Raw genomic sequence first — 26133 nt, 5'->3', positions numbered from 1 at the left:
AAAACAGGAGCGAGCGCGATGATGCCAGCGGGATCGAAGGGTGGCGGCACGTGCATGGGCATACCCGACGTGTGCAAGGTTCCGGCGCCGCCGGCCCCGCCCATTCCGATACCGTTTCCCAACATGGCGATGGTGAGCAACGCCACGGCGACCTCGACGAAGGTGATGATCGAGAACAAGTACGCTGTCGTCGAGATGTCCGAGATACCGACCAGCACCGGCGATCAGGCGGGGACCGCGGGGGGTGTCGTCTCCGGGACGGTGGCGCAGAAGGTGGTGTTCAAGCGCGGCAGCTCGAAGGTCAAGATCGAGGGGAAGGGCGCCGTGTACCTCACGGCGCAGACGGCGCATAACGGCGCCAACGCCAACATGCCGGCGGGGCTCCACAACTCTCCGAGCCAGGCCAAGGTCCTGGTCGCGCCCTGAGCCATGGTCGATCTGCCGGTTCGCCCCAGGGAGACGGTGCCCGTCGTCACCGATGGATCCATCGCCGCGGCCGTCCGCCCGTGGCAGCTCCTGCCGCCTCAGGACGCGCTCGTCGTGGTGGTGAAGAGCTCGATGACGATCGTCCCGGACGGGCTGGCCGAGCCGCTCCCGCCGGACGATCAGGAGCCCCCGACCGGAGACGTGTATTTCGACGAGGATCCACAAGGGACCCTCAGGTACGCGTCCGACCATGCGCCTTTCAAGCCGACCGCCGATGTATTGATGGTCGGGCACGCGTACGCGCAGCCGCAGCGATCCGGCGTCACGAACGTGCAGCTCGCCTTTGGCCAGGCGTTGCGGCTCTCGCTGGCGGCGATCGGCGATCGGAGGTGGCAGACGAGCGGGCCGTCGGCGCCGAGCCCGTTCGATCGCATCCCGCTCCGCTACGAGCGGGCCTTCGGCGGGCCGGGGTACGAGGAGAATCCCGTGGGCAGGGGTGTCATCCAGGGGGTCGCCGGACCCTGGCTGCCGAACCTGGAGCGAGGGGACAAGCTGCTCCGCGGCGAGCAGGATCGCCCGGCCCCCGTGTGCTTCGCGCCGGTCCCCGCCGCCTGGGCGCTCCGGGCTTCGCGGCTGGGCACGTACGACAGCACCTGGCTCAAGGAGCGATGGCCGTATTTCCCGCGGGACTTCGACTGGAGGTACTTCAACGCGGCGCCCCCCGAGCAGCAGATCGCCTATCCGCGCGGCGACGAGGACTTCTATCTGGCGGGCGTGCACCCCAGGCTCCCGGTCATCAACGGCAAGCTCCCTGGCCTCGCGCCCCGGGCCTTCGCGCAGCAGTCCCGCGAGGCAGGCGGCAAGCTCCGGGAGATCCCGCTGAACCTGGACACGGTGTGGTTCGACGCGGACGCGCTGAAGGTGTGTCTGGTGTGGCGTGGCATCCTCAATGTCACGCGTGAGGACGCGCCCGAGATAGCGCTGCTCTATGCGTGCATGGATGATGTTCATGCCAAGACGGACATCGAGACGATACAGCAGCGATTCCTTGCCCGGATCGAGGGCGAGACGGCTCCTCGGGTCTCGAACGCGCCTGGCCCCGAGGCCCCGCCGCCTGTCGGCAGCGCCGAGGACGGGTTCCTGGCGGGGCCGGTAAAGCTACCGCCCGCGATGCCGAGGGAGGAGGCAGCGGCGCTCGTGGCGTCCGGGGCCGTCCTGTCGGGCGTGAGCTTCTTTCATTGCGACCTCACCGACATGGACTTTCGCGGCAAGGACCTCACGGGCGCGCGTCTCAGCGGTGCCAGGCTCGAGGGGGCGCTCTTCGACAGCGCGGTCCTCGCGGGCGCTGCTCTCGACCGCGTCTCGGCGGCGCGCGCGAGCTTCAAGGGCGCAAACCTCACCGGTGCGAACCTCTCCGGCGCGAACCTGACGAAGGCGATCTTCTCCGGCGCGAGGCTCGCCGATGCGACGCTCGCCGATGCCAGCGCTTCCGGGGCAGCGTTCGACGGCGCGGAGCTCGCGCGAGCCAACCTGGCCGACGCGACGCTGATCGGCGGCGTCTTCGACGGGGCCAGCGCCGCCGGCGCGACGTTCTCGGGCGCGGCGCTGCGCCTCGCGACGTTTCGGCGCGCGGTCCTCGACGACGCGCAGATGTATGATTGTTCGGCCGAGGAGTCGATTTTCGACGACGCGTCCATGGTGCGGTTCAGGGCGGATGACGCGAAGCTGTCGAAGGGCTCATTTCAGCGCGTCAGGGCGTCCGGGTGCTCGTTTCAGGCCGCCGAGCTTCGGTCGGCGAACTTCACGGAGGCGGATCTGAGCGCAGGGATCTTCTCGTACAGCGAGCTCGATCATGCCGTGCTCCATCGGGTGACGGCCAAGGGCGCTCGTTTCCGGCACGCCAGGATGTTCCGGGCGCATGCGGTCAGGGCGAACTTCATGGAGGCCGATTTCGAGAGCGCCGATCTGAGCCATGCCGATCTTCGTGGCGCGAACCTCTACTCGGCTGAGACGTGGAAGGCCACCTTGGATCAGACGCGCCTGGATCAGGCGCTCTTGGCAGGCTCGAAGCTCGCCAGGGGCTAGGCGGAGGGTGGGCGCCTTCGCCTTCGGAGCATCATCAGAAGACGCGTGATCTCATAGCCTGCGGGTCTCGCCGACGTCGAGGATCCAGAGGCGATCCATGTCGCCGCGGCCCTTCAGGAAGGCCTCGCGCGCGCGGACCGGCGGCTCGCCGATCGGCTCGTCGGTGAGCTTGTACGTGCCCCAGTGCATCGCGACGAAGGTGCGCGCGCCGAGCAGCTCGGAGGCCTGCACGGCCTCTTCCGGGCCCATGTGCTGCGGCTCCATGAACCAGCGCGGGGCGTAGGCGCCGATGGGCAACATGGCCCAGTCGATGGAGCCGCCGCTGCGCTCGCCGATCTCGGCGAATCCGTCGAAGAAGCCGGTATCGCCCGAGTGGTACGCGGCGCCCTCGGGGCCGCGGATCACGAAGCCGCCCCAGAGCGCCTCGTTCCTGTCCCAGGGCATGCGCATCGACCAGTGCCGCGCGGGCACGAGCGTGATCTCGACCTGGCCGGCGCGGACGGACTGCCACCACGCGAGCTCGTCGATCGCGCCCGCGCCCAGCTTCGCGAGGAGCGCGCCGTTGCCCTGCGGCACCACGAAGCGGGGCCGGAGCGGCGCGCTCTTCTTGCCGAGCTTGCCCGGGTGCACGGCGTGCGCCGCGAGGATGCGCGACAGCGTGGGCGTGTCGAGGTGATCGCGGTGGTTGTGCGTGATCAGCACCAGATCGATCTCGGTGAGGTCCTCGAGCGGGATGCCCGCCGGGGCGAGCCGCTTCGTGGTGCCGAGGCCTGTCGCGAGGATGGGATCGATCAGGATGCGCAGGCCGCCCAGCACGAGCAGGAACGACGCGTGGCCGATCCACGTGAGCGAGGCGCGGCCGCTCTCGACGAGCGAGCGGTCGTACGCGCGGTGCGGCGTGACGAAGCCGTCGGCGACGGCCTCCTCGCGGGCGCCGAGCTTCCACTTGAGGACGTCGGCCGCGCCGCGCGCGGGCGTGGTGGCGAGATGATCGAAGCGTCCCACACCCGGCGGTATACCACGCGGAGCGGGCGGCGAAGAGGGTCAGCCCGCGCTCGCGAGAGCCACAGGCGCCCGCCGCAACGCCAGCTTCCTCAGGAACGTCACCGGGTCGAGGTAGTACGGATTCTCGTGCACGTGTCCGCCGATGATCACGTGCGAATGCGTGGCGAGCACATCGGCGATCACCCGGCCGCTGAAGCGATTGACGTCGTAGCAGCAAAGAAGCGTGCAGTCGTGCTTGGGCGCCAGCGTGTTCAACTTTGCTTCGTAGACCATCAGGTCCTCGGTGCCCGGCAGGTTCTTCAGCGCCCATTCCATGTCGCCGCAGGTGCGAACGGACTTGAACTCGCCTTCGGCAGCGCCCTCGAGCACGCCCTCGAGGATCGAGTACATGCGGTCGGCGACGAACACGTTGTCCTGGATGTACGTCTGCTCGGAAGGCACGACCTTGAGCTGGCCACGCCGGATCGCATCCTGCACGGGCACGCCGCCCTTTTGCATTCGATCCACATGGTCGTCATGGGCGCTCGACTCGAAGATGGTCACCACCTCGTCGCCGACATCGATCCCTTCCCGGAAGTACGGATTGAGGACGTCGTACATTTCCTTGCGCGAATCGAAGAACGCGCAGATGTGCTTCAGGCCGTGCAGCTCCTTGCCGCAGAGACTCACTTTTCGCGTACGTGTCGGCGCCATGTTGCACTCCTGAAGCTCGCACGTCTACCACCTCGTCGCGTTCGCGTCGACCCATCCTGGTACAGCTTCATTCCCGAAGTTCGTCCCTGGATCGGCGCTGTGTCAGCGTGGCGGCGATCCGGGCTGATCGGGCTCCTGAACGAAGCGAGCTCGTCGGGGGACAACGCCGCCGAGCGAGCACGTCGATGGGCGCGGTTTCCCCTCGGCCGCATGGCTCGGCCCCGTCGTGTTCGTCGCTCTCAGTCGTTCGCTGCGTGGCCCAGCTGCAGCAATCTCCGCGCGACCGTCAGGTTCCACGCGATCATGAGGAGCCCGCCAGGCATGGCGATCGCCATGAGCATGCGGCTCGACTCCGACGCGAATGTGGCGCCGGCGATGTAGACGAGCAAGAGCGAGATGCCGAGCATCCCCGTGTACGGCGCCACACGGCCGAACAGCCTCCCCTTGAACATCGCGACGGTCATGAACAGCGTGCCAACGCTCGAGAGGAAAAAGCCCACGAACGCGCCCATGCTCCCGTGTGCCCCCTTGGCGAGCAGGGCCTCGCCGGCCCCCCGGAGCGCAACCCGCTGTGCTTCCGTGGATGCGACCGCGTAGTCGCGGCTGAGCTCGAGCATGGGCAGCGCCGCGTTATTGGCGGTGAAGACGGCTGTCCCGAGGGTCACGACGACCAGCGCGAGGGCCGCGCAGCCCGGGCTCGCGCTTCGGTGGGCCCCGTACAGGGCAACGTACAAAGGGAGCCCGACAAGAGACACCGTGACGTTCAGGAGGTCGAGGTTGCGCAAACCCAGCCATGGTTCTTGATGGAGCTGGGTGAACCATTGCTCGACGGTGACCGGCACGGTCGAGGCTTCCCACCCCGGAATCATCGTGAGCACGACATCAGCGAGTGTCCCCGCCAGCGCGACGAGCGCAGCGACCGCACCGAGGACATAGAGGCTCCGCCAGGCGGACTCCGCAGCCGCCTCAGCCCGCCGTTCTCCTTGCGCATCAGACATGGGATCCTCTCTCCGGAGACGCCACCCGCGCCCGGCGTGGCAGTCGGCTGTGATGCACGACCTGTCTACACGACAAAGACCATGGCGGGAACACGAAGGCGAACGCGCGCATCCGTTACATAGGACGCGTAATCCGTTATAATGGACGCATGCCGCCCGCCTCGCTCGTGCAGGCCACCGCCGTCGAGCTCCTCGCGCTCTATCGATCCCGGAGCGCTTCCCCGTCGAGGCGCTCCGCGCCGTCCTCGCCCATGTGGAGCGCCACGGAGCCGCGCTGAACGCGTTCGCGCTCCTCGACGAGGAGCGGGCCCTGGTGGCCGCGCGGGCATCCGAGGCGCGCTGGGCTCGAGGCGAGCCGGTGGGGCGCCTGGATGGGGTGCCTGTCTCGGTGAAGGACCTCCTGCTCACGCGCGGCTGGCCGACCCGGCGGCGCTCGCGTGCGGCACGAGGCGAGCACGCTCGTGCTGGCCCCCCGAAGCTCGCGGTCCTTCAAGCAACGCCGCGCGCCGCGGGGCCCGAGCTCGCGACCGCAGCCCGGGACCGGCGGAGCGCCGGCGGCATCCTCAGGATGCCACCCGCGATGCGCAACTACGCGCGCAAGTGAGCGAGGTTTCGCTCAACCACGCGCGCAAGTGAGCGAGGTTTCACGCAACATGCCCACGCACGCCTCCGAGGAATAGCCCGAAGAAGCGGGGGGTTTGATGCGCGGGCACCTGCCTTGCTCTGAGGGAAAAGCGAACCCTCACAAGGAGCTGCTCAGATGAAGAACACCATTCGCGCCGCGCTCGCCATCCTGTCGCTTGCCTCCGGCCTCCTGGCCGGCTGCGTCGTGGCCCCCGACGAAACGACCGCTCCGGAGGAGACGAGCGCCGTGACAGAGGCGCTCGTGAACAACGGCGGGGGCACCGGTTCGCTGAGTTGGTGGTGCAGCGAAGACGGAAGCTGCACGTGCGAGGGTGGAACGCTGTCGTCAGACTGCTGGGGGCTCTCTCAGCGTGGATTTCGCGCCTACGAAGCCGATCTGAGGCGTGAGAAATCCGTCGTCGTAAACGGAAGTCCTTGAAAGAAAGGCTCGGCGTGGCGACCCGTCCGGGTTGCTATGACCAAACGAAGGCACACGCCGAGCACCTCCAAGGTGCGTCGACGCGAGTTCGGGTTCAAGAGGAAAGGCGACGGGTGGCACCCGGGGCGAATCCGGCGGCCAGATCCTGCCGGGATTCACGTCGAGCCCACGGAGAAGAACCTGACGGGCGTCGCAGGGCTTGGCCCCTTCGGCGCCTTCATCCGCGAGCTCGGCATCGACGCGGCCCTGAGCCGCAGGTTCTCCCGGCTGAAGACCGGCCGCACGGTCATCTACCCGATGGCTGCGCAGATGCGCCTGCTGATGGACAGCGCGCTCGCCGGCGAGGAGCGCGTCTTCGGCCTCGAGGCGCTCGCCGTCGATCCGCTCTTCGTGCGTCTCGCAGGCGGCGTCGTCCCGAGCATCGACACCGTCTACCGGGACCTGTGCCGGTTCGATGAGGAGGCGCTCGACGCGCTGCACAGCATGGTCGTCGACCACGGGCTCGCCCTCGTTGCTCGCCGAAAGCACCGGTTCGTGCACATCGACGTCGACACGACCGTGGAGCCGCTCTTCGGGATGCAAGAGGGGGCACTGCCGGGCCCGAACCCACGCTATCGCGGAAGGCCGAGCTATCATCCGATCCTGGCGCGCATCGCCGAGGTCGAGGCCATCGTCGGGGCCAAGCTGCGACCGGGCGACACGAGCTTCGGCGAAGTCGATGTGCCCTTCGTCGAGGAGTGCATTGACCGGGCGCGCGCCGCAGCGCCGAGCGCGGCCATCTACGTGCGGATCGACGGCGCGGGGGATTGCAGCGCCTTGATGCACGCCGTCGCCGCGAAGGGATGCTTCTTCCTGACCAAGGCGCGGATGAGCCCCGATCTGGTGGGCAGGGTCGCGTACGCCACCGGATGGCGTACCGTCGACCGGGATGCCGACGGTCGTCCTCGACGGCAGGTGACCGAGGTCCCCTTCCGGCGCAGCGGTTGGCCGAATGGAGTCCGCGTGATCGCCGTACGCACACGCGATCGGGACAACGGCAAGCAGATCTACCTCTGGGAAGGCCTCGACTACACGGTGCAGGTCTTCTTGACCAACGAGCCGGTCGAAGCGCCCGAAGACGTCGCGGCGCGGTATGACCTGCGCGCGGGCATCGAGCCGCTCATCGGCGATCTCAAGCACGGCTGGGGATGCGGTCGCGTGCCGAGCCAGAGCTTCAACGCCAATCATGCCGCGCTGCTGCTGAAGCTGCTGACCGCCAACCTGATGCGCCGGTATGTGCTCGACCATGTTCCGCACCTCGCGAGCTGGCGAACGCCGTGGCTGCGGCGCGCGCTGATCCTCGTCCCTGGAAGGTTGGCCCGCTCGAGTCGGGGCACGAAGCTGCACGTGCCGGAGCGCTCGCAGCTCGCTCGCCGGCTCAATTGAGCCCGGAACCAGCCGAATTCATGGTGGGGGTAAGGGGGACGTGTGCCTTCGCGGCGCGCTGAGCGCGCCCGATTGTAATCGACGTCGCATTCGTCGGTGGAACGCCGCTCGCGCGTCGCCGTCGGCCCACTCGTGCCCCGTGGGCGCGAAATCCACGCTCAGTACTGCATTGACAGGTTCGAGTGTCGCGTCAGCTCGCCGTACCTGTGCTATTGCCACTGGAAGGTCGTGCGGCAAAGCCCGGGCGTCAAGGCGACGACCGGGACAGTCGGGAACGCGACAGTCGGGGCGGCGATCAGTCCGTGAGCGCCCGCGCGGCGGCAGGGCTCGCCCAGTCGGGTTGTCCGCCGGCACGCTGTGGATTTGTGCGGGCGCCACACGGGACGAAGGCGCGAACAGGGTGCCCCACGAGCGCCTGCGGGGGGACAACGACTGCTCCGTAAGCCGAGCTCGCACCGCGGCCCATCCTCACCCTGGTCGCACGCCTCCGCACACAAGTCCTGGGGCCGCGCCTCTCGCTCTTCCTTCTTGCAACTGGCCAGCGAAGGTGGCCTCCTGAATCACGGGGACGAATCGCCTGGTTGATGCTGGTTGAACACCACGAGAGGAGCGCTCCATGCAGCCTCGAACGACAGCGAGCAACGCGCCCGACGCCCCGAATCGCCGGGCCGGCGCGCCGCCCATCGACATGGCGCTGAACCACGGCACCTACTGCTCCGAGCGGTGCGCCGACGTCCTGCGGCGCCACGCCGGCAACATCTCCCTGCGGAGCTACCCGGCCGGGGACAACGGAGATCTCCGGCGCGCGCTCGCCGCCGACGCGGGCGTCAGGCCGGAGAACGTGCTGGTCGCCAACGGGAGCGGCCCGCTGCTCAAGACCTGCATCCCGTTCCTGATCGAGCGCGAGATCAAGCGTTCGGCGATGCGGACGCTGCGCCATTTGCTGAAGCGCACGGCATATCCCATCATCACCCCCCGGCTCACCTACTCCAAGGTGCCTGCGTCCGCGGTCCGCGTGGGGCTGCGATGCGAGCTGCTCCCGCTCCATCCGGCGAACGGCTTCGCGCTCGACGTGGGAATGCTCGAGTCGCGCCTCTCGCGGCAGGACGGCCTGGTTTACCTCTGCAACCCCAACAACCCCACGGGCAACGTCCTCATCACGAGGCAGGAGCTCGGTCCGCTGCTCACCCGGTTCCCGGACTCCCTCTTCTTCATCGACGAAGCGTACGTGCACTACCTCGAGGAGAGCCCGAACACCCGGATGGCAGACCTGGTGCTGCGCCACCCCAACCTGATGGTGCTGCGCAGCTTCTCCTTCGCCTACGGGCTCGCGTCGGTGCGCGTGGGGTACGCCATGGGAGACGCGACGGTGGTGGCGCAGATGGAGGCCAAGATGACGCCGCACCGCGTCGGGCAGCTGGCCGCAGAGCTCGCGATGGCGTCGCTCCAGGACGGCGGACATCTCGGATTCGTCCGGCACCAGACAGCGAGGGAGCGGGCCAGGCTCATGGCGGCCATCGGAGCGCATCGCGCGCTGGAGGCCTATCCGTCACAGACCAATTTCATCCTGTGCCGCGCGCGCGGGGCCTGGTCCGGGGCGAAGATCCACGACGCGCTGCTCGCCCGAGGCGTGAAGGTGAAGGCCTTCGAGCCGTTCGGCGACGAGCGATACGACGACTACTTCCGCGTGACCGTCGGCCTTCCGGCGGAGAACACCTGCTTCATCGAGCAGCTCGACGCCCTGATGCGCCCGCGCCGCAGGGAGGAGCCCTCCAGGACGGCGGCGCCGGCGGTGCGCCAGGTCGAGCTCTCGGAGCTTGCTTAGCCGAGAATCGGCTCAAGGTCCCTGGGGAACGCGGCGCTCAGGCGACAGCCCCACGGCGCTCCAGAGCCCACGCGTCGGCGAGCGCGAGCGCCCGGGCGTTCTCGGGGATGCTCTCCAGGAAGCTCTGCCGCAACGCCGGCCTGCCGATCTTCGCGGCGCGATCGAGGAGCCGCGCGCGCGCCGCCTCGATGATCTGCGCGGCGCGCTCGCGCTCGCCGGCGGCGCGCAGGGCCTCGGCGTAGGTCAGGCGGATCAGCGACTCTCCCTCCTCGGCCATCCCCGCGTCCTCGATGAGACGGAACGCCTCCTGCGCGTGGATGAGCGCCTCGGCCGCGCCCTCGGGCCCCCCTCCCATCCGGGCGCGCGCGAGGAGGGCCAGCGCCACCGCGCGCAGGAGCGGCGCCACGTCGAGCAGCGCCGCCGCCGCGCCCGCCTCGCGCGCGGCGGCCTCGCCGTCGCCCGACAGCAGCGCCGCCCGGGCGAGGTACGCGCGCGAGAGCCCCTCCATGCGCCGGTTGCCCTGCCGGCGCGACGCGTCGATGGCCTGCTCGAGCAGCGCGCGGGCCTCGTCGATCTGGCCCGCCTGGAGGAGGGCGTGCGCCAGGTTCTGGCGCGCGGTCGCGAGCACCTCGTGCAGATCCATCCGTGTCGCCTGGGCGACGGCCGCGCGCAGCAGCTGCTCCGCGCGCTCGATCGCGCCGAGCTCGGTGAGGATGAAGCCCATGTTCAGCTGGACAGAGCAGGCCTGTCGGCGGTCGCCGGCGCGCCCGAACGCCCCGGCCGCCACCTCCAGGGCGTCCACCGCGGCGGCGTGATCACCCGCGAGCGCGGCGCGGAACGCGACGGTCTGGTGCAGCCCCCCGACCGCCTCGTCGTCGACGGCCGGAGGCTCCCCCGCGAGGCGCAGGCTCTGCTCGAGCAGCGCGTCGGCGGTCGCGTGCTGGTTGGCGAGCATGAGCTCCGCCGCGCACCCGGAGAGGCAGAGCACCACCGCGCTCAGCGCCCCCTCGGCGGGCGCCGTCGCCGCGAGCCGCGCGGCCCACGCCCCGGCGCGCTCGACGCCGCCCTGCTTGCTGGCGCTGATCAGCGCCGCGGTGAGCGCGCGGTACCATGCGCCCGAGCCCGGCTCGAGCAGCGCGACCGCCTCCGTCGCGCGCGCCTCGGTGGCCGACAGCTCGCCGCGCCACAGGTGCGCCTCGGCCTGGACCAGGCGCAGCGCGCCGAGATCCCGCCCGCTGGCCCCGGAGGCCACGCCCCGCTCCGCGCGCGCGAGCGCGGCCGCGAGGTCGTTGCCGCGGAGCGCCTCCTCCGCCGCGGCGCAGAGCCACCGCACGGCCCGCTCGGGTTCGCCGCCGCGCTCGCAGTGCCCGGCCAGGACCAGCGCGTCCCGCTCCCCCGCGCGCTCCAGCCACTCGGAGGTGAGCCTGTGCCCGAGCCGCTGATCCGCCTCGGTGAGCATCCTGTACGCCGCGTCGCGCACGAGCCCGTGCCGGAACGCGTACTCCACCTCGCCCGGGAACCGGGACGCGGGCCGCCGCGCGATCCACTCCTGCCGCTCCAGCGCGAGCAGGCAGCCCGCGAGCGCGGCGTCGTCCCGGTCCACCCCGAGCAGCCGGGCGACCGCGCCCCACCAGAACACCTCGCCCAGCAAGCTCCCGGCGCGCAGCGCCCGGCGCGCCTCCAGATCGAGCCCCTCGAGGCGCGCCTGCACCATGGCGAGCGCGGCCTCGGGCGCCTCGCCCGCGTCGCGGCCCACGGCGCCCTCGGCGCCCTCGGCCGCCACGCGCAGCATCTCCTCCAGCAGGAACGGGTGCCCCGCCGCGCGCCGCACGAGCCCCTCCACCTGCTCCGCGGGCGCCTGCTCCCCGAGCGCCGCGCGCACCAGCCGCTCGCACGCGAGGGCCGGCAGCGCCCCGAGCCGCATCGCGGTCGCTCCCCGCTCGGCCCACAGCCCCGGGAACACCTCGTCCACGTCGGGCCGCCCGAGCCCCAGCACCAGGAGCGGGCTCGACCGGAGCTGCCCGAGCGCCGCGTCCACGAGCTGCACGGTCGGCAGGTCGCCCCAGTGCAGGTCCTCGAGCACCAGGAGCACCGGCCCGGCGCGGCACTCCGCCTCCAGGAAGGTGAGCCAGGCGCGCCGCACCTGGTCGGCCATGAGCATCGGGCTCTGCCGGGCGGCGCGCAGCTCGCGCCGATCCGCGTCCGGGAACGGCGCGCCGATCACCTCGCCCAGAAACTCCGTCACCCGCGCCTGCTCCGCGGCGTCCACGGATCGCGCGACGCGCGCGGCGAGCTTCTCCCGGCCGCGCTCCTGCGGCTCGCCCTCCGCGATCTGGGCCGCGCGCCGCACCACCTGGGCGAGCAGCCCGAGCGGCGCCCCGGCCCGCACCGCGTCGCCCTGCGCCGTCCAGATCTGGGGCGGCGCCTCGCGGCCGAGCACCCTGCGCGCGAGCTCGATGCGGAGCCGCGACTTGCCCACGCCGGCCGCGCCGATCACGAGCGCCGCCTGGGCGCACGGCTCCGAGGCGCACTGGTCGAAGAGGAGCTCGAGCCAGCGCAGCTCGCTGCTCCGCCCCACGAACGGCGTCGGCTTGCCGAGCAGCGCGCGCGCCTCCTCCAGCGGCTCCTGCTCGCCGAGCAGCGCCGCCCCGCGCTCGCCGTGCGCCACCTCGAAGCGCGGGCCGAGGAGGGACGCGGTCATCGCGTCGATCGCGATCGGCCGGAGCGCCTCCCCTGCGCCCCGCTCCGCGGCCGTGAGGCTCGCGACGGCGCGGTCGATCACGGGCCCGAGCGGCTGGGTCCCGTCCACGACCTCCCAGCCCGTCGCGAGCGCCACGTCGGAGGCCTGGAGCAGCGCCTTGAGCGAGAGGGCGCACCGGGCCGCGCTCGCCGCGAGATCCGTGGGCGCCTCGGCCCCCGTGAGCAGGGCCGCGATCGATCCGTCCCGGAGCAGCTCCACGCGCGCGCCGTGCAGGTCGACGGTCCTCCGGATCGCCTGGAGGAGGGCGAGCGGCCAGCGCCGCTGATGGGTCAGGCCGCGCGCCGGCGCCGTGCTCGCCTCGCTGGACACGGCCTGCGCCGGCTGCGGCGGGTGCGCCGGCTCGGCCCGGCGCGCCGCCAGCACCACGCTGACCAGCCGCCGCTCGGCCGTCGTGAGGCCGACCGACGGCGCAAGGGGCGCCGCGCTCGCCTCGCGGATCTCCGGTGCGCGCAGCTCCGCCGCGACCGCGAGCGCGTCCCCGGGCCGCAGCCGCCGATCCTTGCCCAGGAGGCGCGAGAGCAGCGCGTCGAGCGCCGGGGGCGCGCCGGGCCACAGCTCGCGGAGGCGGGGCGCCTGCTCGAAGAGCACCTTGGTGAGCAGCGCGACGACGTGCACCCCCCCGAACGGCGGCCGCCCGGCGAGGCACTCGAACAGCACGCACCCGAGCGCGTACAGGTCGGCGCGCGCGTCGATGTCGGGCTCGCCGCGGACCTGCTCCGGCGCCATGTAGGCGGGCGTCCCCACGGGGGCGTCGGGGTTGGTCAGGGTGTACGTGACGTCGGGGGCCCGCGCGATCCCGAAGTCGAGGATCTTCACCGCCGCGACGTCGCCGCCCGGCAGGAAGAGGTTCGCCGGCTTGACGTCCCGGTGGACCACCCCGCGCAGGTGCACGGCGCCGAGCGCCTCGGCGGCGCGCGCGGCGAGCGCGAGGCTCTCGTCGAGGCCCAGCGGCCCCCGCCGGAGCCGCGCCGCGAGATCCTCGCCGTCGAGCCACTCCATGGCCAGGTACTGCCGGCCCTCGGCGGTGACGCCGTGGGCGACGTGCCGCGCGATGGCGGGGTGGTGAAGCCCCGCGAGGACCCGCGCCTCCCGGCGGAACCGCTCGGCCTGCTCGGTCTGCGCGGCTTCCGTGTGCAGCCCCACCTTGAGGGCGACGGGCTCCCCGGTCTCGCGGTCGATGGCCCGATAGACCGCGCCCATTCCCCCGGATCCTGCGACGCGATCGAGCTCGAAGCGACCTGCGAACAGGTCCCCGGGGCGCATGCGCGGAGTATCGGGCACGCACGCCGCGCGTGCCAGGGCGGAGCGCGCGGCCAGGACCGACGCAGCGTCCTCTGCCTCCTTGCCTGGAATCTTCCTGCCTCAGAGCACGTCGACACGGGCAGCCTCAGCGCCGCGGAGGCCGTCTTTCGCCGACGACTCCCACCTCGGCTACCTGGCTCCGTCCGGCTCGTGTTTCTCCTGGGGGGCTTTGCGGGATCCATGACAATGGCCGACTGCGCCGCGCCGAATGACGAAGCGCATCGACGTCGATGGGGGGAGAGCGCACGTGAGCCACACGTTGTCGCGCATCACGGTCCTGCTCCGTGAGCGAAGCGAGGAGATCATACGCCTGTGGATAGCTCGCCTGCGGAGTGAACCGAAGATTTCACGGACCTGTGAGCTCACCGATGACGAGCTGAGAGATTACACGCCGAAGCTCCTCGACGACCTCATCGACTCGCTCGCGCAGAGCGCGCAGCCGGGCGCGCCGGAGAGAGCCAGCGGCACGGAGATCGGCAGCTCGGAGTCCGCCAAGGTGCACGTCTCGCATCGCATCGCCGAGGGCTACACCCTCGCGGAGGAGCTGCGCGAGCTCGGCGTCCTTCGCGCCGTGATCGTGGACCTGTGCGCGCGGGAAGGGGTGGTGCTCGGCGGCGAGGAGGCCCAGCTCGTGCACTCGGCGCTCGACGAGGTGATGATCACCGCGGCCGTCGAGTACGAGCGCGCGAGCTCGGCCGATCTCCGCCGTGACGTCACGCTCCACGAGCTGTTCATCGCGGTCCTCGGGCATGACCTGCGCAACCCGCTCTCGGCCATCCGGTTCGCCACCGCCGCCCTGCTCAAGCGCGAGGACGTCACGACCGCCGTGGCGAGGCTCGCCCAGCGCATCGCTGCGAGCAACGAGAGGGCGGTGCGGATGGTCGGGGAGCTGCTCGACCTGACGCGCATCCGCTCCCACCGGGGTCTTCCGGTCGAACCGGAGCTCGTCGACCTCCGCGCGATTTGCCAGCGCGTGGCCGAGGAGATCGAGCTCGCCCACCCGGAGCACACCATCCGCTTCACGGCCCACGGCGACGGGCGGGGCAAGTGGGATCCGGGCCGGATAGAGCAGCTCCTGTCGAACCTGATCGGCAACGCCGTCGACTACAGCCCGCCGGAGGAGCCGGTGCAGGTGGAGCTGCGCGGGCACAAGAATGTCGTCGTGATCGAGGTGACGAACCGCGGACCCCCGATCCCGCCGGAGATGCTGCCCGTCCTCTTCGATCCGTTTCGCCGGGGCGAGCAGAGCCAGCGGGTCGTACAGCGCTCGAAAGGGCTCGGGCTCGGGCTCTTCATCGTCAAATCGATCGTCGACGCGCACGGAGGCTCCATCCAGGCCACGAGCACGCAGGAGGAGGGCACCACGTTCCGCGTCAAGCTCCCCCGTTCGTCGTAGCGCGGTCGTCTCGCCGACACACGCCGTGGCCCGGCGCTGGCTCAGACCGGCCTCAGCGCCGGCCAGGCCAGCTCGATGCCCTCGCGGACCAGGAGCGCCTGGAGCTCTTCGCGGAGCGAGCTCCGGGCGCGCACCTGCCGCGGCAGCACGCGGCGCTCCAGGCAGAACGTCGCGAGCAGCCCCGCCGCCTCGCCGACGCTCCACTCCACAGGGTGGACCCGGTAGGCGCCGTTCGTGATGTGCGTGACGCCAAGGTTCTTCCCGCCCGGCAACAGGTTCTCCACCCGCACCGGAATGAGCGCACCCAGCGGTATCTGGAACGGCCAGCAGCCGAGATCGAGGTACCCGGGGCCCCCGACGCGCGGGTGCAGATCGATGCGATAACACCCGATCCCGACGCTCTCCTCGAACATCGCGGGGCCGTCGGGCCGGAGCGGATACGCGATGTGCTGCTCGAGCACCGTGAGCTCGGCCCGGATCCGGCGGGACTCGCGGATGTAGGGCGCTGGCGCGAGGCCGTCGACCGTGCCGCCGACCACGTCCCCGCGGAGGCGCAAGCCTGGATATCCGACCCCGCCGTCCGGGCGAGGCGCCTCGGTCTGCATCCAGTACAGAAGGCTCAGGCTGAGGTCCCGCGCTTCCTCCCGGTGCCGCGCGGCCTCCGCCTCGTCGACGCCGCAGACGGGCCCGAACCAATAGTCGTTCTGAGGCCAGTTCACGATGGTGATGTCGCTCGGCGCGAACCCCGCTTCGAAGACCGTCCTGTCGAGGATCCGCCGGAAGGTCCACCAGGGATGCCGGTCTTCCGCGGCGAACAGACCTCGGGTCAGGGGCTCGAGCGTATCGGGTCGAACCGCCGTCCAGTCCAGCAGCCGACCCGGCCAGCCGGGCGGCTCGAGGGAGCGCCAGCGCTCGTACTGAGAGGGCCTGTCGATGACATGGTCCTCTCCAGGGTGGTGCTCGATCGCGAAGCAGACGGTGATCGCCTGCTGGACCCTCGGATCCGCGCGCTCGGGGGCGTGCGGCTCGCAGGTCTCCGCGCGAGACTCCGCCCCGAGCGCGTGCTCCACGCCCGCGAGCGAGAGGAGCTCGCCATGAGGCGTGGCGTCGATGAAGAGGTCCGCCACGAGGAGGACGTCGCGCCCCGATTCCAGCCCTCGGACCACGACGCCGGTCACCCGGTCGCCGTGGGTCCACGCCGAGATGGGCCGGTGAGCATGGAGCGCGAGGAGGCGCCCGTTGAGCCGATACGGCGCGATCATCTCGTGCAGGACCGCCACCGCGACCCGCGGATCGTGGCACAGGCGGCTGACCCAGCCGTTGCCGGGGTTGAGCTGCGGGAGCGCCCTGGCCGACGCGGTGAGCGGTAGATGCCTGCGGTAATACTCGCGGATCCCCTGGCGCAGCGCGCGGTAGCTCCGGGTCGCCCCGATGTCCTCGATCCACGGGTGCTCGTCCGGAGGGACCGCCTGGTTCGTCAGCTGGCCCCCGAGCCAGCGGGTCTCCTCCGTCACGACGACGCGGCGGCCCGTCCGTGCCGCCGCGAGCGCAGCCGCGCAGCCGCCGAGCTCTCCGCCGATGACGGCGACGTCGGTCCGGATCACGTCCATCGCGCTCACGCGCTCTTCCGCTCGGGCTGCGCCGCCGGAGCGCGCCGCGCGAGGAGCTCGAGGACGAGCTGGTTGGTCTCCCTCGCCCTGGCCTTCAGGCCAGGGAGCAGCCGCCGGATCTTCGCGCGGATCTCGTGACGCGTGTCCCACGAGCGATCGAGCCTGGCGATGAGCTGCCCGGAGCTGATGCTCCCGAGGGGCGGGGTCTCCATCTCGAGGTCCTCGATGAACCCCGCGACCTTGGACGCGTAGGGCAGCGCGACGAACGGGGTCTCGCGGAGCGCCGAGAAGATCAGGAAGTGGAGGCGCATGCCCACCACGAACTCGAGGTGCCCGACGAGGCTGAGGATCTGCTGCGGCGTGTACCGGCGCCTCAGGACCTCTGCCCGCTCGGCGTTCTTCATGTGGGCCACGACCGCGTGGCTGTGCTGCACGTCCGTCCGTTCCATGGACACGAACACGACGTCCGCGTCGAGGCGCTCGACGACGAAGTCGGCGGCGTTGGCGAGCAGGCTATAGTACTCGTCGGGGTCGATGTGGGGCGCCGCCGGGCCCGGCTCCCTGACGGAGAAGCCGACGAGGTGCCGCTCGAACTCGACCCCCTCGGCCCGGATGGCCTCGATGGGCAGCGCCTCCTCGCGCAGCAGCAGGGCCGGATCGGCCGTGAGGCGGATCTCGCGATTCACCCCCACCTCCTCGAGGAGGCGACGTCCCTGCTTGTCTCGTACGGTGACGATGTCCGCGGCGTTCAGCGCCGCCCGTACGGCTTGCTTCGCGCTCGGGTCCGACAGCGGCCCGGCGCTCACGGCGTAGATCACGACGGGGACGCCGCGCTCCTCCGCGATGAGCACCTCTCTCAGATAGACCGGCGCGTCCCGATCGTACAGGATGCCTCCCCCGCCGAGGACGAAGAGATCCAGGCGCTCGATCTCGGCGGTCGATTCCATTCGTGTGAGGTCACGAACGGGGACGACGCGCTCCACCTGGTGGCGCATCATCGTGTCCTCCGGGCACAGCGAGAACACGGTGATCTCCGCTGGCATCGACCCCCGGAGCTGCGTGACGATGCCATCGAGGATGGCCTCGTCGCCGAGGTTCATGCCGCCGTAGGACCCTGAAATCCCGATTCGGAACAGCTGGTTCGCCTTGTCCATCGTGGGCTCCTCCCGCGAGCGCCTCCGCTCGATCGCCGCGCCGTCACGTCGCGTCGAGCGCGGCCCTCCGCCAGCAGCGGCCTGCTCGGTCGTCCGAGATCGCCAGTGCGGTGCGGGAGCTTGCCATCGCGACTGCAAGGCGCAATGTCTGTCGCCGGAGGACACACGATGGGACACGCCCAGGCGCGGACGATCCGGAGTGGCTCGAGAGAGCCAGGCGACGAGGCGCGCCCGGCCAAGGAGCCGCGCGCGGGGCGAGCCGCGGCGCGGGTCGCGCCGGCCGTGCCCGCGGGTGATGTCGTGGACGAGGCCTGTCAGCAATCCTTTCCTGCCAGCGACCCGCCCGCCTGGACGCCTGTGATAGCCGGCCTGCCGCGCGACGACCGGTCAGAATGCCCCGACCTGGGATGACCGTCCCCGTCCGTACCACCGCGCGGATCTCGTCGTCATCGTACAGATAGAGGCCGGTGTCCGGGACCGGCGCGCCCTCGTCGACGCGCGCCTCGAGAGAACGGTCATGATAGCGTGATCGGCCGATGCTTCCTCGCACCCTCGCCTTGGTCGCGCTGTGGACCTGCGGCTGCGCCCCGGCGCTCTCCACGTTCCAGCCAGCCCATGTGGCCAAGAAAGGCCATGTCCAGGCCGAGCTCGGGCTCGACGTCTCGATCCCGACCGGCACCCTCGCATCGCTCGTCGACGCCGGCGTCGCGCTGGCGGACGTCGCGGAGTCACGGGAGCTGTCCGAGGCCGAGCGGCAGGCGCTCTTCGTGGCGGGCGGCGCGCTCGCGTTGAACCCGCCCTCGGTCACGCCGCACTTCGGCATCGGCTACACCGCGCTCGACCGCTGGGAGCTCAACCTCCGCACGACCGGCAGCGCGTTCCGCCTGGGCACCCGCTACCAGCTCCTGAAGAGCGACGAGCACGGCGTCGATCTGACGGTCGGCGCCGGCGTCGGGCGCTACGTGATGGAGTTCCCCGTCGGGAGCATCCTGGGCATCGTCGAGCTGGAGGACTTCACGCGATGGCAGGTCGATCTGCCCATCCAGATCGGGAAGGCCGGCACGTGGTACCGGGTCTGGGGCGGCCCTCGCCTGATGTTCACGACCTTCGACACGTCGCTCGTCCTGGACCTGCCCGCCTTCACTGGCTACGCGGGAGAGCGCGAGCTCGCGTCGTTCTCCGGCACCGGGTTCTATCTGGGCGGCCAGGCCGGCGTGGCGTTCGGCTACAAGCACGTGTTCTTCGGCTTCGAGCTGACGATGGCGGAGATCTTCTCGAGCGGTGAGCTCACTGTGCTCGGTCAGCGGGCGGTCGCGCTCGATCTCGACAGCTTCATCGTCTACCCGTCGATAGGGCTGATGGCTGAATTCTAGATCCAGAGATGGGTTCACCGCGGCTGCCCGCGCGATGCGGGCGCGCAAGGCGACGCTCAGCGCGCGGGTGCAGGAGCTCGAGCAGCGGCTCGGCGTCTCGCTCCTCGTCCGGACGACGCGCTCCCTGCGCCTGACCGATGAACGGAGCCGCCGCGGGCTCGCCCCGTGCCATCATGGCCGGCATGAAGACATCGCTGCTGCCCTCTCGCTCGCTCGTGCTCGCTGGCCTCGCCTGCCTCGCCGCCTGTACCAAGGAACCCGCGCCGCAGGCCCCGCCAGGGGTCGAGGCTCCGCCCGCGTCGCAGGCCCCGCCGGGGGCGGAGACCTCGCCCGCGGCGCAGCCCCCGCCGGCGGCCGGCGAACCGCGCGCTGCAGCGTCGGAGCCTCGGTGCGAGGCCGACGCCGACTGCGTGGCGTCCTGCGCGCGGGCCGGGCAGTGCTGCGACCAGCTGTGCCCACCGTGCGACCAGGCGTTCCACCGCGACGCGCTCGCGGAGCTCCAGAAGTGGCGCGCCGCGAGCTGCGCCGCCGAGAGCTGCCCGGTCGCCAAGTGCATGGCGCCGAAGGAGGACTCGGTCGCTCGCTGCAAGGCGGGCGCGTGTGTGGTCGAGCGCGTCCCGCACGTCGACCGATGAGCCCGCGCCCGGGATGAAACCTGCCCGATACCTGCGCGAAACTCAGAGGACCCCTTCCCACGGCGCCCACGGCGCCCACGGCGCGTTTTGCCACAGGCTGCATCCGCGCCACACCGATCGAGCTCGACGCCTGCGGGCTGCGGTCTCCGGCCTTCTTCATGTCGAGACCGCCGTCCGTGGCCCTGCGCTTGCATTGCGCGGCGCGTAGGGCGCGGGAACATCGCGATCCCGGCGGTGAGCTCTCCTGGGGCCCACGGCGCTCGCCGTGCTGGAGGACGGGCCCTCGCCGGGATCGCAGCGGGAGGTCCCTTGGGCATCGAGATCCAGCAAGACCACTTCAAGACGGTCGATTATCGGCTCTTCAAGACGCGGCTCCAGCAGAACCTCGCGGCGCTGGAGACGGTGCTCGCCCGGCCGGGGTTCGGCCACGGGGAAGCGACGATCGGCGCCGAGCTCGAGATGTTCCTCGTCGATCGCGAGGCGCGCCCCGTGCCGCTCGGGGCGGAGATCGCGCGCGCCGCGGCGAGCCCGATGATCACGCCGGAGATGGGCGCGTTCGACATCGAGCTCAGCACCCAGCCGGTGCCGCTCGCCGGCAGGCCGCTCTCGGCGCTGCGCGAGCAGATGCGCGCGACCGTCGAGGCGATCCGCGAGCGCGCGGCGGCGCGGGGCGCGCGCGTGGTACCGGTCAGCATCCTGCCGACGTTCCAGCGGCGCGACTTCAGCCCTGCGACGATCACGAACCTGCCCCGGTATCGGGCGCTCGCCGCGGGGCTCTGCAGGCTGCGCAGGGCGCCCTTCCATATCCGGATCGACGGCGCCGAGCCGCTGGAGCTCACGTCGGACGACCCCGCGATGGAGGCGGCGAACACCGCCTTTCAGATCCACCTCCGGGCCACGCCCGACGCCTTCGCGCGGCTGTTCAACGCCGCCATGATGATGACCGCGCCCGCGCTCGCGGCCGCGTGCAACTCGCCCACCTTCCTCGGCCACAGGCTGTGGCACGAGACGCGGGTGGCGGTGTTCAAGCAGGCCGGCGACGATCGCCCGCCGGCGCCCGGCGCGGACTGGAAGATGCCGGCCCGCATCGGCTTCGGGACCGGCTGGGTGCGCGACGGCGCGGCGGAGCTCTTCATGGAGAGCGTCGCGCTGCACGAGCCCATCCTCCCCGTGTGCGGCGACGAGGACGTCGTCGGCTGCGCGCGGGCCGGCGGGATACCGCAGCTCCACGAGCTCCGCCTGCACCACGGCACCGTCTGGAACTGGAATCGACCGGTGTACGATCCGGCCGGCGACGGCCACTTGCGGATCGAGCTTCGCGCCTTGCCGTCCGGGCCCACGCTCGATGACATGCTCGCGAACGGGAGCTTCCTGCTCGGAGGCGTCCTCGCGCTCGCGCCCTCCATCGGAGAGCTCCTGCCGTCGTTCCCCTTCGAGCTCGCCGTGAGGAACTTCTACCATGCGGCGCACTACGGCCTCGACGCCGAGCTCGTCTGGCCGGCCGTACCGGGGGCCGCGCCGAGGTGCGTCCGGGCGCGCGATCTCCTCCTCTCGCTCTTGCCGCGGGTCGAGGAGGGGCTCGTGACCGCGGGGGTCGACGGGGACGAGGCCCGCCGTTATCTCCGGATCTTCGAGGCGCGGGTCGCCAGAGGCATCACCGGCGCCACATGGCAGCTCCGCGCGCTCTCGGCGCTGGAGATGGGCTCCGCGTCGCGCGAGGAGGCGCTGAGAAAGATGCTGGAGCGCTACATGGCCGAGGTCGACTCCGGCGAGCCCGTGCACGCCTGGGGGACCCCGCGCGCGGGCGCGACATGAGGTCGTCAATGAGCCAGGACGCCACGAGCTCCCTCGCGGAGCAGCTCGACGCCCGGCTCACCGCGCCGGGGGCGATGGATGCGGCGCGGTTCGAGGCGTTCCTCGAGGCCCAGCGGCGGCTCGGGCTGGTCCACGGCGCGCGCCCGCTGTGCCGCCACCTGCGGCCGTACCTCATCGCCGAGCACGACCTCGCCGCGATCGCCCCCGCAGCCGAGCAGATCGCCTCCGCGCTGGAGAGGGTCGCGCAGCGCGCGATCCGGGACGACTTCCTGGCCGAGGAGGTCGGGCTCTCCGCGGACGAGCGCGCCCTCGCGGCCATCGTGCCGGGCCCGGGGCCGCTCCACACGGTCGGGCGCCTCGACATGCTGATCACCGACGGCGGCTTCTCCTTCATCGAGTACAACGCCGACTCCCCCGCCGGCCTCACCGACCAGATCCTCGTCGAGCGGACGCTGATGGCGCTCCCCCACCTCGCGCCGCTCCGGGACGGGCATGGCCTCCGCACGCCGGCGCCGCACCGGGCGCTCCTCGGCGCCCTGCGCGAGGGCTACGCCGCGTGGGGCGGGCGCGACGCGCGGCCCGCGATAACCATCGTCGACTGGGCCACGGTGGACACCTCGGCCGAGCTCAGGGTGCTCGCCGACCTGTTCTCGGCCGAGGGGCACCGGACAAGGATCGTCGATCCGGACGAGCTCACGTACGACGGCCGCCGCCTCGGAGCGGGCGGGGAGCGGATCGATCTCGTCTACCGGCGCGTGATCACGCAGGAGCTCGTCGCGCGGCGCGGCCTGAATCACCCCTTGATCCGCGCCTACTGCGATCGCGCGGCGTACGTGGCGAACTCGTTCCGGATCAGGCCCCTCAACAAGAAGGCGGCGTTCGCCGTGCTGAGCAACCCCATGTTCTCGGGCCTGTTCACGCCCGAGCAGCGCGCGGCCATCGCGGAGCACGTCCCCTGGACGCGCCGGGTGACCGCCGGCCGCGCCGCGTGGCGGGGCCGGGAGGTGGATCTCGTCGAGCTCCTCCTCGGAGAGCAGGAGAGCTTCGCGCTGAAGCCGAACGACGAGTACGGCGGCAAAGGCGTGCTGCTCGGGTGGACGGCGACGCCGGCGGCCTGGAGAGAGGCCGTCCGGGCCGCCGCGGATCGGCCCTGCATCGTGCAGGAGCGGCGCCGCCCGCGCACCGCGCGCATGCCGACGTTCCGCGGCGGCGCCGTGGAGGAAGAGCAGGTCTATTTCGACCTTTGCCCCTTCGTCTTCGCCCGCGGCGTGGAGGGTCCGCTCCCCACCTTCACCATGCGCATGGAGGGCGCCATGGTGCGGCTCTCCGCCTCGGAGATCAGCAACGTCTCCGCGGGAGGCGGGGTCACGGGGCTCGTGATCGTCGATGGCGCGCGCGCGTCGCGGGAGGGTGCCCGTCATGTGTGAGCTGCTTGGCATGGTGTCGAACGTGCAGACGGACATCGTGTTCTCGTTCACGGGGCTCGCGCTCCGCGGCGGGCAGACGGGGCCTCACGCGGACGGCTGGGGCGTCTCGCTGTACGATGGGCTGTTCGCGCGGACGTTCCTCGAGCCTCACCCGGCCTTCTCGAGCCCGCTCGCGCGGTTCATCCGCGAGAACCCGATCCACACGGCCCTCGCCATCGCGCACGTGCGCAAGATGACGCGCGGGGTAGCAGCCCTGAAGAACACGCACCCTTTCATGCGGGTCCTCCACCGCCGGCACATCGTGTTCGCCCACAACGGCACCTTGCCCACGGTCAGGGATCGGAAGCTCCACCTCGAGACGCCGGTCGGCGACACCGACAGCGAGCACGCGTTCTGCGTCCTCCTCGAGGCGATCCGGAGCGCGTACGGCGCGAGCTACCCGGCCGACGGACGGGAGCTGGGGCGCACGCTGTACGAGCTCGGGAACGAGCTCGGCGCCGATGGCGTCTTCAACTTCCTGTTCGCGGACGGCGAGCACCTCTTCGCCCGCTGCGGCGACCACCTGTCCTGCATCCTGCGCCAGGCCCCGTTCGGCGAGGCCACGCTCGTGGACGCGGATCTCAAGGTGAATTTCAACGACCTCCACGGCGTCGGCCCCGACGCGCGCATGGCGGTCGTGGCCACCGAGCCGCTCACGCGCGACGAGCTCTGGCGCAAGGCGACGCCCGGCACCCTGTGGGTCTTCCGCGCCGGCGAGCTCCTGGCGACGTTCCCCGAGGCCCGCGAGGGCTCAGCCGCCGAGGAGCCCGGGCCCGGGGTCCCCTGATCGAGCGCGCCCACGAAGGCAGCCGGGCGGGCTCCTCGAGGCTGAGCTGCACGGCGGAGGAGAGCCCGTGTCCGCGGCTCCGGGCGCGGGCACGCCGTCAGCTGCGCGGGCGCGCGAACAGGTCCCGGAAGAAGTCGCTCAGCGTGTGCTCCTTGTAATCGCGGAACTCGCCGGCATCGAAGTAGACGCCGCCGCAGACGCTGCAGTTCTCGTACCAGATGTGCGACTGCTCCGGGTCGACCATGCGCACCATCGGCGTCGAGCAGCGGGGGCACGGCACCCGCCGGATCTGGTTGTTCTTCCGCCCTACCGAGGGGTCGCCGGTGTCGATCTGCTGGGAGCCCGCCATGGCCTTGAGGGACTCCTTCTCGCGGCTGTCGAACCAGATCCCGCCGCACGCCGTGCACCGGTCGACGTCGATCCCGCCGAAGGTGACGACATCCATCGAGGCGGTGCATTTCGGACAGTTCACGTCACGCTCCAGTGCGGCAGGCGCCGCGGTCGGGAGCGATGGTATCAGACGACCCGGATCGCGGGAAGAGCGTCGATCGCCTCGCCGGAGACGGTCGGCGGCATGCACGGTCGCCAGCCGGCGGGCGGGCTGTCCCCCACCGCGCGCACCGCGCGGCGGGCGACGTCATTTCGAGCCCATCTTCTCTTTCACGATCTGCTGCAACCGATCGAAGTAGGGGCTGTCGCGCCGGACGGCGATGCCGAACTCGAATGTCTTGAGCTTCGCCTTCGAGTAGACGACATAACGGGACATCTCGCGGTGGGCCGTCAGATCCTCGGTCATCTGCACGTAATGAGGGTGTGGCATGTAGATGAGATCGGGCTTGTAGGCCTCGAAGAACCTGTCCGCGGAGAACGGCTCGAGCGCGAAGCGCAGGTCGTTGAGGCCGGCCATGTCGATGATCGTCTTCTTGAGGTTCATCGCGCCGAGCATCCCGACCTCGGTCGTGGCGATGACGAGGTCGTCGGGGAGCTTCGAGACGCGATCGATCGCGAACCAGTATTTCTGCGGTCCCGAGGTGCTGCCGTGCTTGACGATGTTGAAATGCCCGAGCCGCTTCGCCGCGACGGCGCCGGCGAGGTCCCTGCCTGCCGCGGCGAGGGGAGTCGACAGCTGGAGCCAGAGGATCGCCAGCGCGCCCACGCCGGCCAGGGGCAGGGCGGCCGGCGCGGGCTGGCCGACCGAGTCGGAGAGCGTCCGCGCGAGCCGGGTGGCGCTCCGGCAAGCGAGGTAGATGAGGCCTGGCAGCGGCGCGTAATAGAACCGCTGCGAGAACCCCATGATCGGCACGACGAACAGCCACGAGTACGCGAGGCACAGGAGCGTCGCGGCGAGGACCCCTTTGTCGAACGCAGAGGACTCCGCCCAGAAGGCCCTGGGGCCGCTCCTCCGCCCCTCGCCTGCCGGCGCGCCGGGGCTCGCCTGCCGCGCGCCGAGGCCCACGAGGACGTCGAGCGCGATGACGGTGACGAGCGGCCAGAAGAACTCGAGCCAGTCGACGAGATCGATGGTCGGCCGGCCGCGGTAGGCGCGGAGGATCCCTGATCCGTAGAGGTTCGTCGACTTGGCATAGAACGGGAGCGGGAGGGGCGAGCCGAAGTACAGCTTGGCGGCCACGAGGTGGAGGGCGAGGACGCCCGCCGTCGCGGCGAGGGCGGCGAGCCCGAAGCGCCGGCGGTCGCGGTCGCGCTCGAGCGCGACGAGCGCGAGCGGGACGAGGACGGCGTAGGCCGTGAGCTCTGGCCGCACCGAGAAGGCGAGCCCGCCGAACGCGCCGAGCGCCACGCCGCCGGCGACCCGGGCCGCGCCGAGCAGCCGCAGCGTGAGGAGCAGGTACGCGGTGAGGAAGCAGAGGCCGAACGACGTGTCCATGCCGCTCACGAAGTGGTCGGTCAGCGTGGACCGGGCGACGCAGAACGCGACGAGGGTGAAGCAGGACAGGCGCGCGACCTTGCCGTCGCCGGCCGCCCGCAGGACGAGCAGGGCGAGCAGGACGAGCAGCACGGGACCCCAGACGAGGCTCTGAAGCATCGCCGCGAGGCTCGTGTTGCCGCCGGCGATGAGGTGGAACGGCACGGCGGCGACGATGAAGGCGAGCGAGGTGAGCCCGTAGGACGGCGGCCCCTTGGGGTTCCACGAGACGCTGTGGTCGGCGATGATGTTGTGCGCGTACCGCTGGAACATGTACGCGTCGTCCCAGAGCGTCGTCAGGTCGAAGCGCACCACCGTCTTGCACGCCAGCAGCGCGAGGCAGAGCGCCATCGTGATCCAGAAGCAGACCGAGGCGAGCCTGCGCACCGC

At 71.2% G+C, this 26133-nt stretch carries 20 protein-coding genes and 1 pseudogene (1 of these 21 only partly in view); 13 read left to right on the top strand and 8 right to left on the bottom strand.

The window, feature by feature from the left end; all coding sequences use genetic code 11:
• Window positions 1–18: 18 nt before the first annotated feature.
• Window positions 19–426, top strand: coding sequence for a PAAR-like domain-containing protein (locus tag WMF27_RS11350; RefSeq protein WP_437768848.1), 408 nt, complete (start codon window positions 19–21; stop codon window positions 424–426).
• Between the two features lie 3 nt (window positions 427–429).
• Window positions 430–2511 carry a DUF2169 family type VI secretion system accessory protein gene (locus WMF27_RS11345; RefSeq protein ID WP_437768849.1) on the top strand — a complete coding sequence of 694 codons (2082 nt, stop codon included), beginning with the start codon at window positions 430–432 and terminating at the stop codon, window positions 2509–2511.
• Window positions 2512–2562: 51 nt separating this feature from the next.
• Here the strand turns inward: WMF27_RS11345 and WMF27_RS11340 are convergent, their stop codons facing one another.
• The 3 genes from WMF27_RS11340 to WMF27_RS11330 all read right to left on the bottom strand — a co-directional run bounded on the left by WMF27_RS11340 (window position 2563) and on the right by WMF27_RS11330 (window position 5087).
• On the bottom strand, window positions 2563–3516 hold the full coding sequence (locus WMF27_RS11340) for an MBL fold metallo-hydrolase (RefSeq protein WP_437768850.1): 954 nt from the start codon (window positions 3514–3516) through the stop codon (window positions 2563–2565).
• A 39-nt stretch (window positions 3517–3555) separates the two neighbouring features.
• Window positions 3556–4209 (bottom strand): MEDS domain-containing protein, encoded by a 654-nt coding sequence (locus WMF27_RS11335; RefSeq protein WP_437768851.1) that lies wholly within the window; start codon window positions 4207–4209, stop codon window positions 3556–3558.
• Between the two features lie 239 nt (window positions 4210–4448).
• Complete coding sequence (locus WMF27_RS11330) at window positions 4449–5087, bottom strand: DUF4386 family protein (RefSeq protein WP_437768852.1); 639 nt, start codon at window positions 5085–5087, stop codon at window positions 4449–4451.
• Window positions 5088–5460: 373 nt separating this feature from the next.
• Here WMF27_RS11330 and WMF27_RS11325 point away from each other — a divergent pair, with 373 nt between their 5' ends.
• The 4 genes from WMF27_RS11325 to WMF27_RS11310 all read left to right on the top strand — a co-directional run bounded on the left by WMF27_RS11325 (window position 5461) and on the right by WMF27_RS11310 (window position 9520).
• The gene (locus WMF27_RS11325; protein WP_437768853.1) at window positions 5461–5811 is read left to right on the top strand and encodes an amidase family protein; all 351 of its coding nucleotides are present in this window, start codon (window positions 5461–5463) and stop codon (window positions 5809–5811) included.
• A gap of 156 nt (window positions 5812–5967) precedes the next feature.
• A complete protein-coding gene (locus WMF27_RS11320; RefSeq protein WP_437768854.1) occupies window positions 5968–6270 on the top strand; it encodes a hypothetical protein in 303 nt (100 codons plus the stop codon).
• 36 nt (window positions 6271–6306) lie between these two features.
• The gene (locus WMF27_RS11315; protein WP_437763081.1) at window positions 6307–7695 is read left to right on the top strand and encodes an IS1380 family transposase; all 1389 of its coding nucleotides are present in this window, start codon (window positions 6307–6309) and stop codon (window positions 7693–7695) included.
• A 616-nt stretch (window positions 7696–8311) separates the two neighbouring features.
• The gene (locus WMF27_RS11310) at window positions 8312–9520 is read left to right on the top strand and encodes a pyridoxal phosphate-dependent aminotransferase (RefSeq protein ID WP_437768855.1); all 1209 of its coding nucleotides are present in this window, start codon (window positions 8312–8314) and stop codon (window positions 9518–9520) included.
• 37 nt (window positions 9521–9557) lie between these two features.
• Here the strand turns inward: WMF27_RS11310 and WMF27_RS11305 are convergent, their stop codons facing one another.
• On the bottom strand, window positions 9558–13544 hold the full coding sequence (locus WMF27_RS11305; protein WP_437768856.1) for a serine/threonine-protein kinase: 3987 nt from the start codon (window positions 13542–13544) through the stop codon (window positions 9558–9560).
• 286 nt (window positions 13545–13830) lie between these two features.
• Here WMF27_RS11305 and WMF27_RS11300 point away from each other — a divergent pair, with 286 nt between their 5' ends.
• On the top strand, window positions 13831–14979 hold the full coding sequence (locus WMF27_RS11300) for an ATP-binding protein (RefSeq protein ID WP_437768857.1): 1149 nt from the start codon (window positions 13831–13833) through the stop codon (window positions 14977–14979).
• Between the two features lie 41 nt (window positions 14980–15020).
• Here WMF27_RS11300 and WMF27_RS11295 read toward each other — a convergent pair whose 3' ends face one another.
• Both WMF27_RS11295 and WMF27_RS11290 read right to left on the bottom strand, forming a co-directional pair.
• Window positions 15021–16589, bottom strand: coding sequence for an FAD-dependent oxidoreductase (locus tag WMF27_RS11295; protein WP_437944528.1), 1569 nt, complete (start codon window positions 16587–16589; stop codon window positions 15021–15023).
• A 5-nt stretch (window positions 16590–16594) separates the two neighbouring features.
• Window positions 16595–17743, bottom strand: coding sequence for a polysaccharide pyruvyl transferase family protein (locus WMF27_RS11290; protein ID WP_437768858.1), 1149 nt, complete (start codon window positions 17741–17743; stop codon window positions 16595–16597).
• Window positions 17744–18279: 536 nt separating this feature from the next.
• Between WMF27_RS11290 and WMF27_RS11285 the strand changes: the two genes are divergently transcribed.
• The 6 genes and pseudogenes from WMF27_RS11285 (at window position 18280) to WMF27_RS11260 (ending at window position 23819) form a co-directional block, all read left to right on the top strand.
• Window positions 18280–19116 (top strand): hypothetical protein, encoded by an 837-nt coding sequence (locus WMF27_RS11285; protein ID WP_437768859.1) that lies wholly within the window; start codon window positions 18280–18282, stop codon window positions 19114–19116.
• A pseudogene (locus WMF27_RS11280) lies at window positions 19106–19246 on the top strand (LysR family transcriptional regulator); the annotation flags it as partial. The gene WMF27_RS11285 and the pseudogene WMF27_RS11280, both read left to right, overlap by 11 nt.
• Before the next feature lie 52 nt (window positions 19247–19298).
• Window positions 19299–19751, top strand: coding sequence for a hypothetical protein (locus WMF27_RS11275; RefSeq protein ID WP_437768860.1), 453 nt, complete (start codon window positions 19299–19301; stop codon window positions 19749–19751).
• A 309-nt stretch (window positions 19752–20060) separates the two neighbouring features.
• Complete coding sequence (locus WMF27_RS11270) at window positions 20061–21566, top strand: hypothetical protein (protein WP_437768861.1); 1506 nt, start codon at window positions 20061–20063, stop codon at window positions 21564–21566.
• An 8-nt stretch (window positions 21567–21574) separates the two neighbouring features.
• Entirely contained in the window at window positions 21575–22993 is a 1419-nt protein-coding gene (locus tag WMF27_RS11265) for a hypothetical protein (RefSeq protein ID WP_437768862.1), read from the top strand.
• Entirely contained in the window at window positions 22986–23819 is an 834-nt protein-coding gene (locus WMF27_RS11260; RefSeq protein WP_437768863.1) for a class II glutamine amidotransferase, read from the top strand. The genes WMF27_RS11265 and WMF27_RS11260 overlap by 8 nt, the downstream gene beginning before the upstream one ends.
• 97 nt (window positions 23820–23916) lie before the next feature.
• Here WMF27_RS11260 and WMF27_RS11255 read toward each other — a convergent pair whose 3' ends face one another.
• Together WMF27_RS11255 and WMF27_RS11250 are read right to left on the bottom strand one after the other, a co-directional pair.
• Window positions 23917–24291: a zf-TFIIB domain-containing protein gene (locus WMF27_RS11255; protein WP_080598842.1), complete on the bottom strand. Its 375-nt coding sequence runs from the start codon at window positions 24289–24291 to the stop codon at window positions 23917–23919.
• 165 nt (window positions 24292–24456) lie between these two features.
• Window positions 24457–26133: the 3' portion of a hypothetical protein gene (locus tag WMF27_RS11250; RefSeq protein WP_437768864.1), read on the bottom strand. The gene runs 126 nt beyond the window's last position; only the last 1677 of its 1803 coding nucleotides appear in the window; the start codon falls outside the window, past its right edge; its stop codon occupies window positions 24457–24459.

Source organism: Sorangium sp. So ce281 (assembly GCF_051527395.1).
In the GTDB taxonomy this organism is placed as follows: domain Bacteria; phylum Myxococcota_A; class Polyangia; order Polyangiales; family Polyangiaceae; genus Sorangium; species Sorangium cellulosum_B.
Note: the sequence above shows the minus strand (reverse complement) of the source record. Positions and strands in the feature narration are given on the sequence as shown.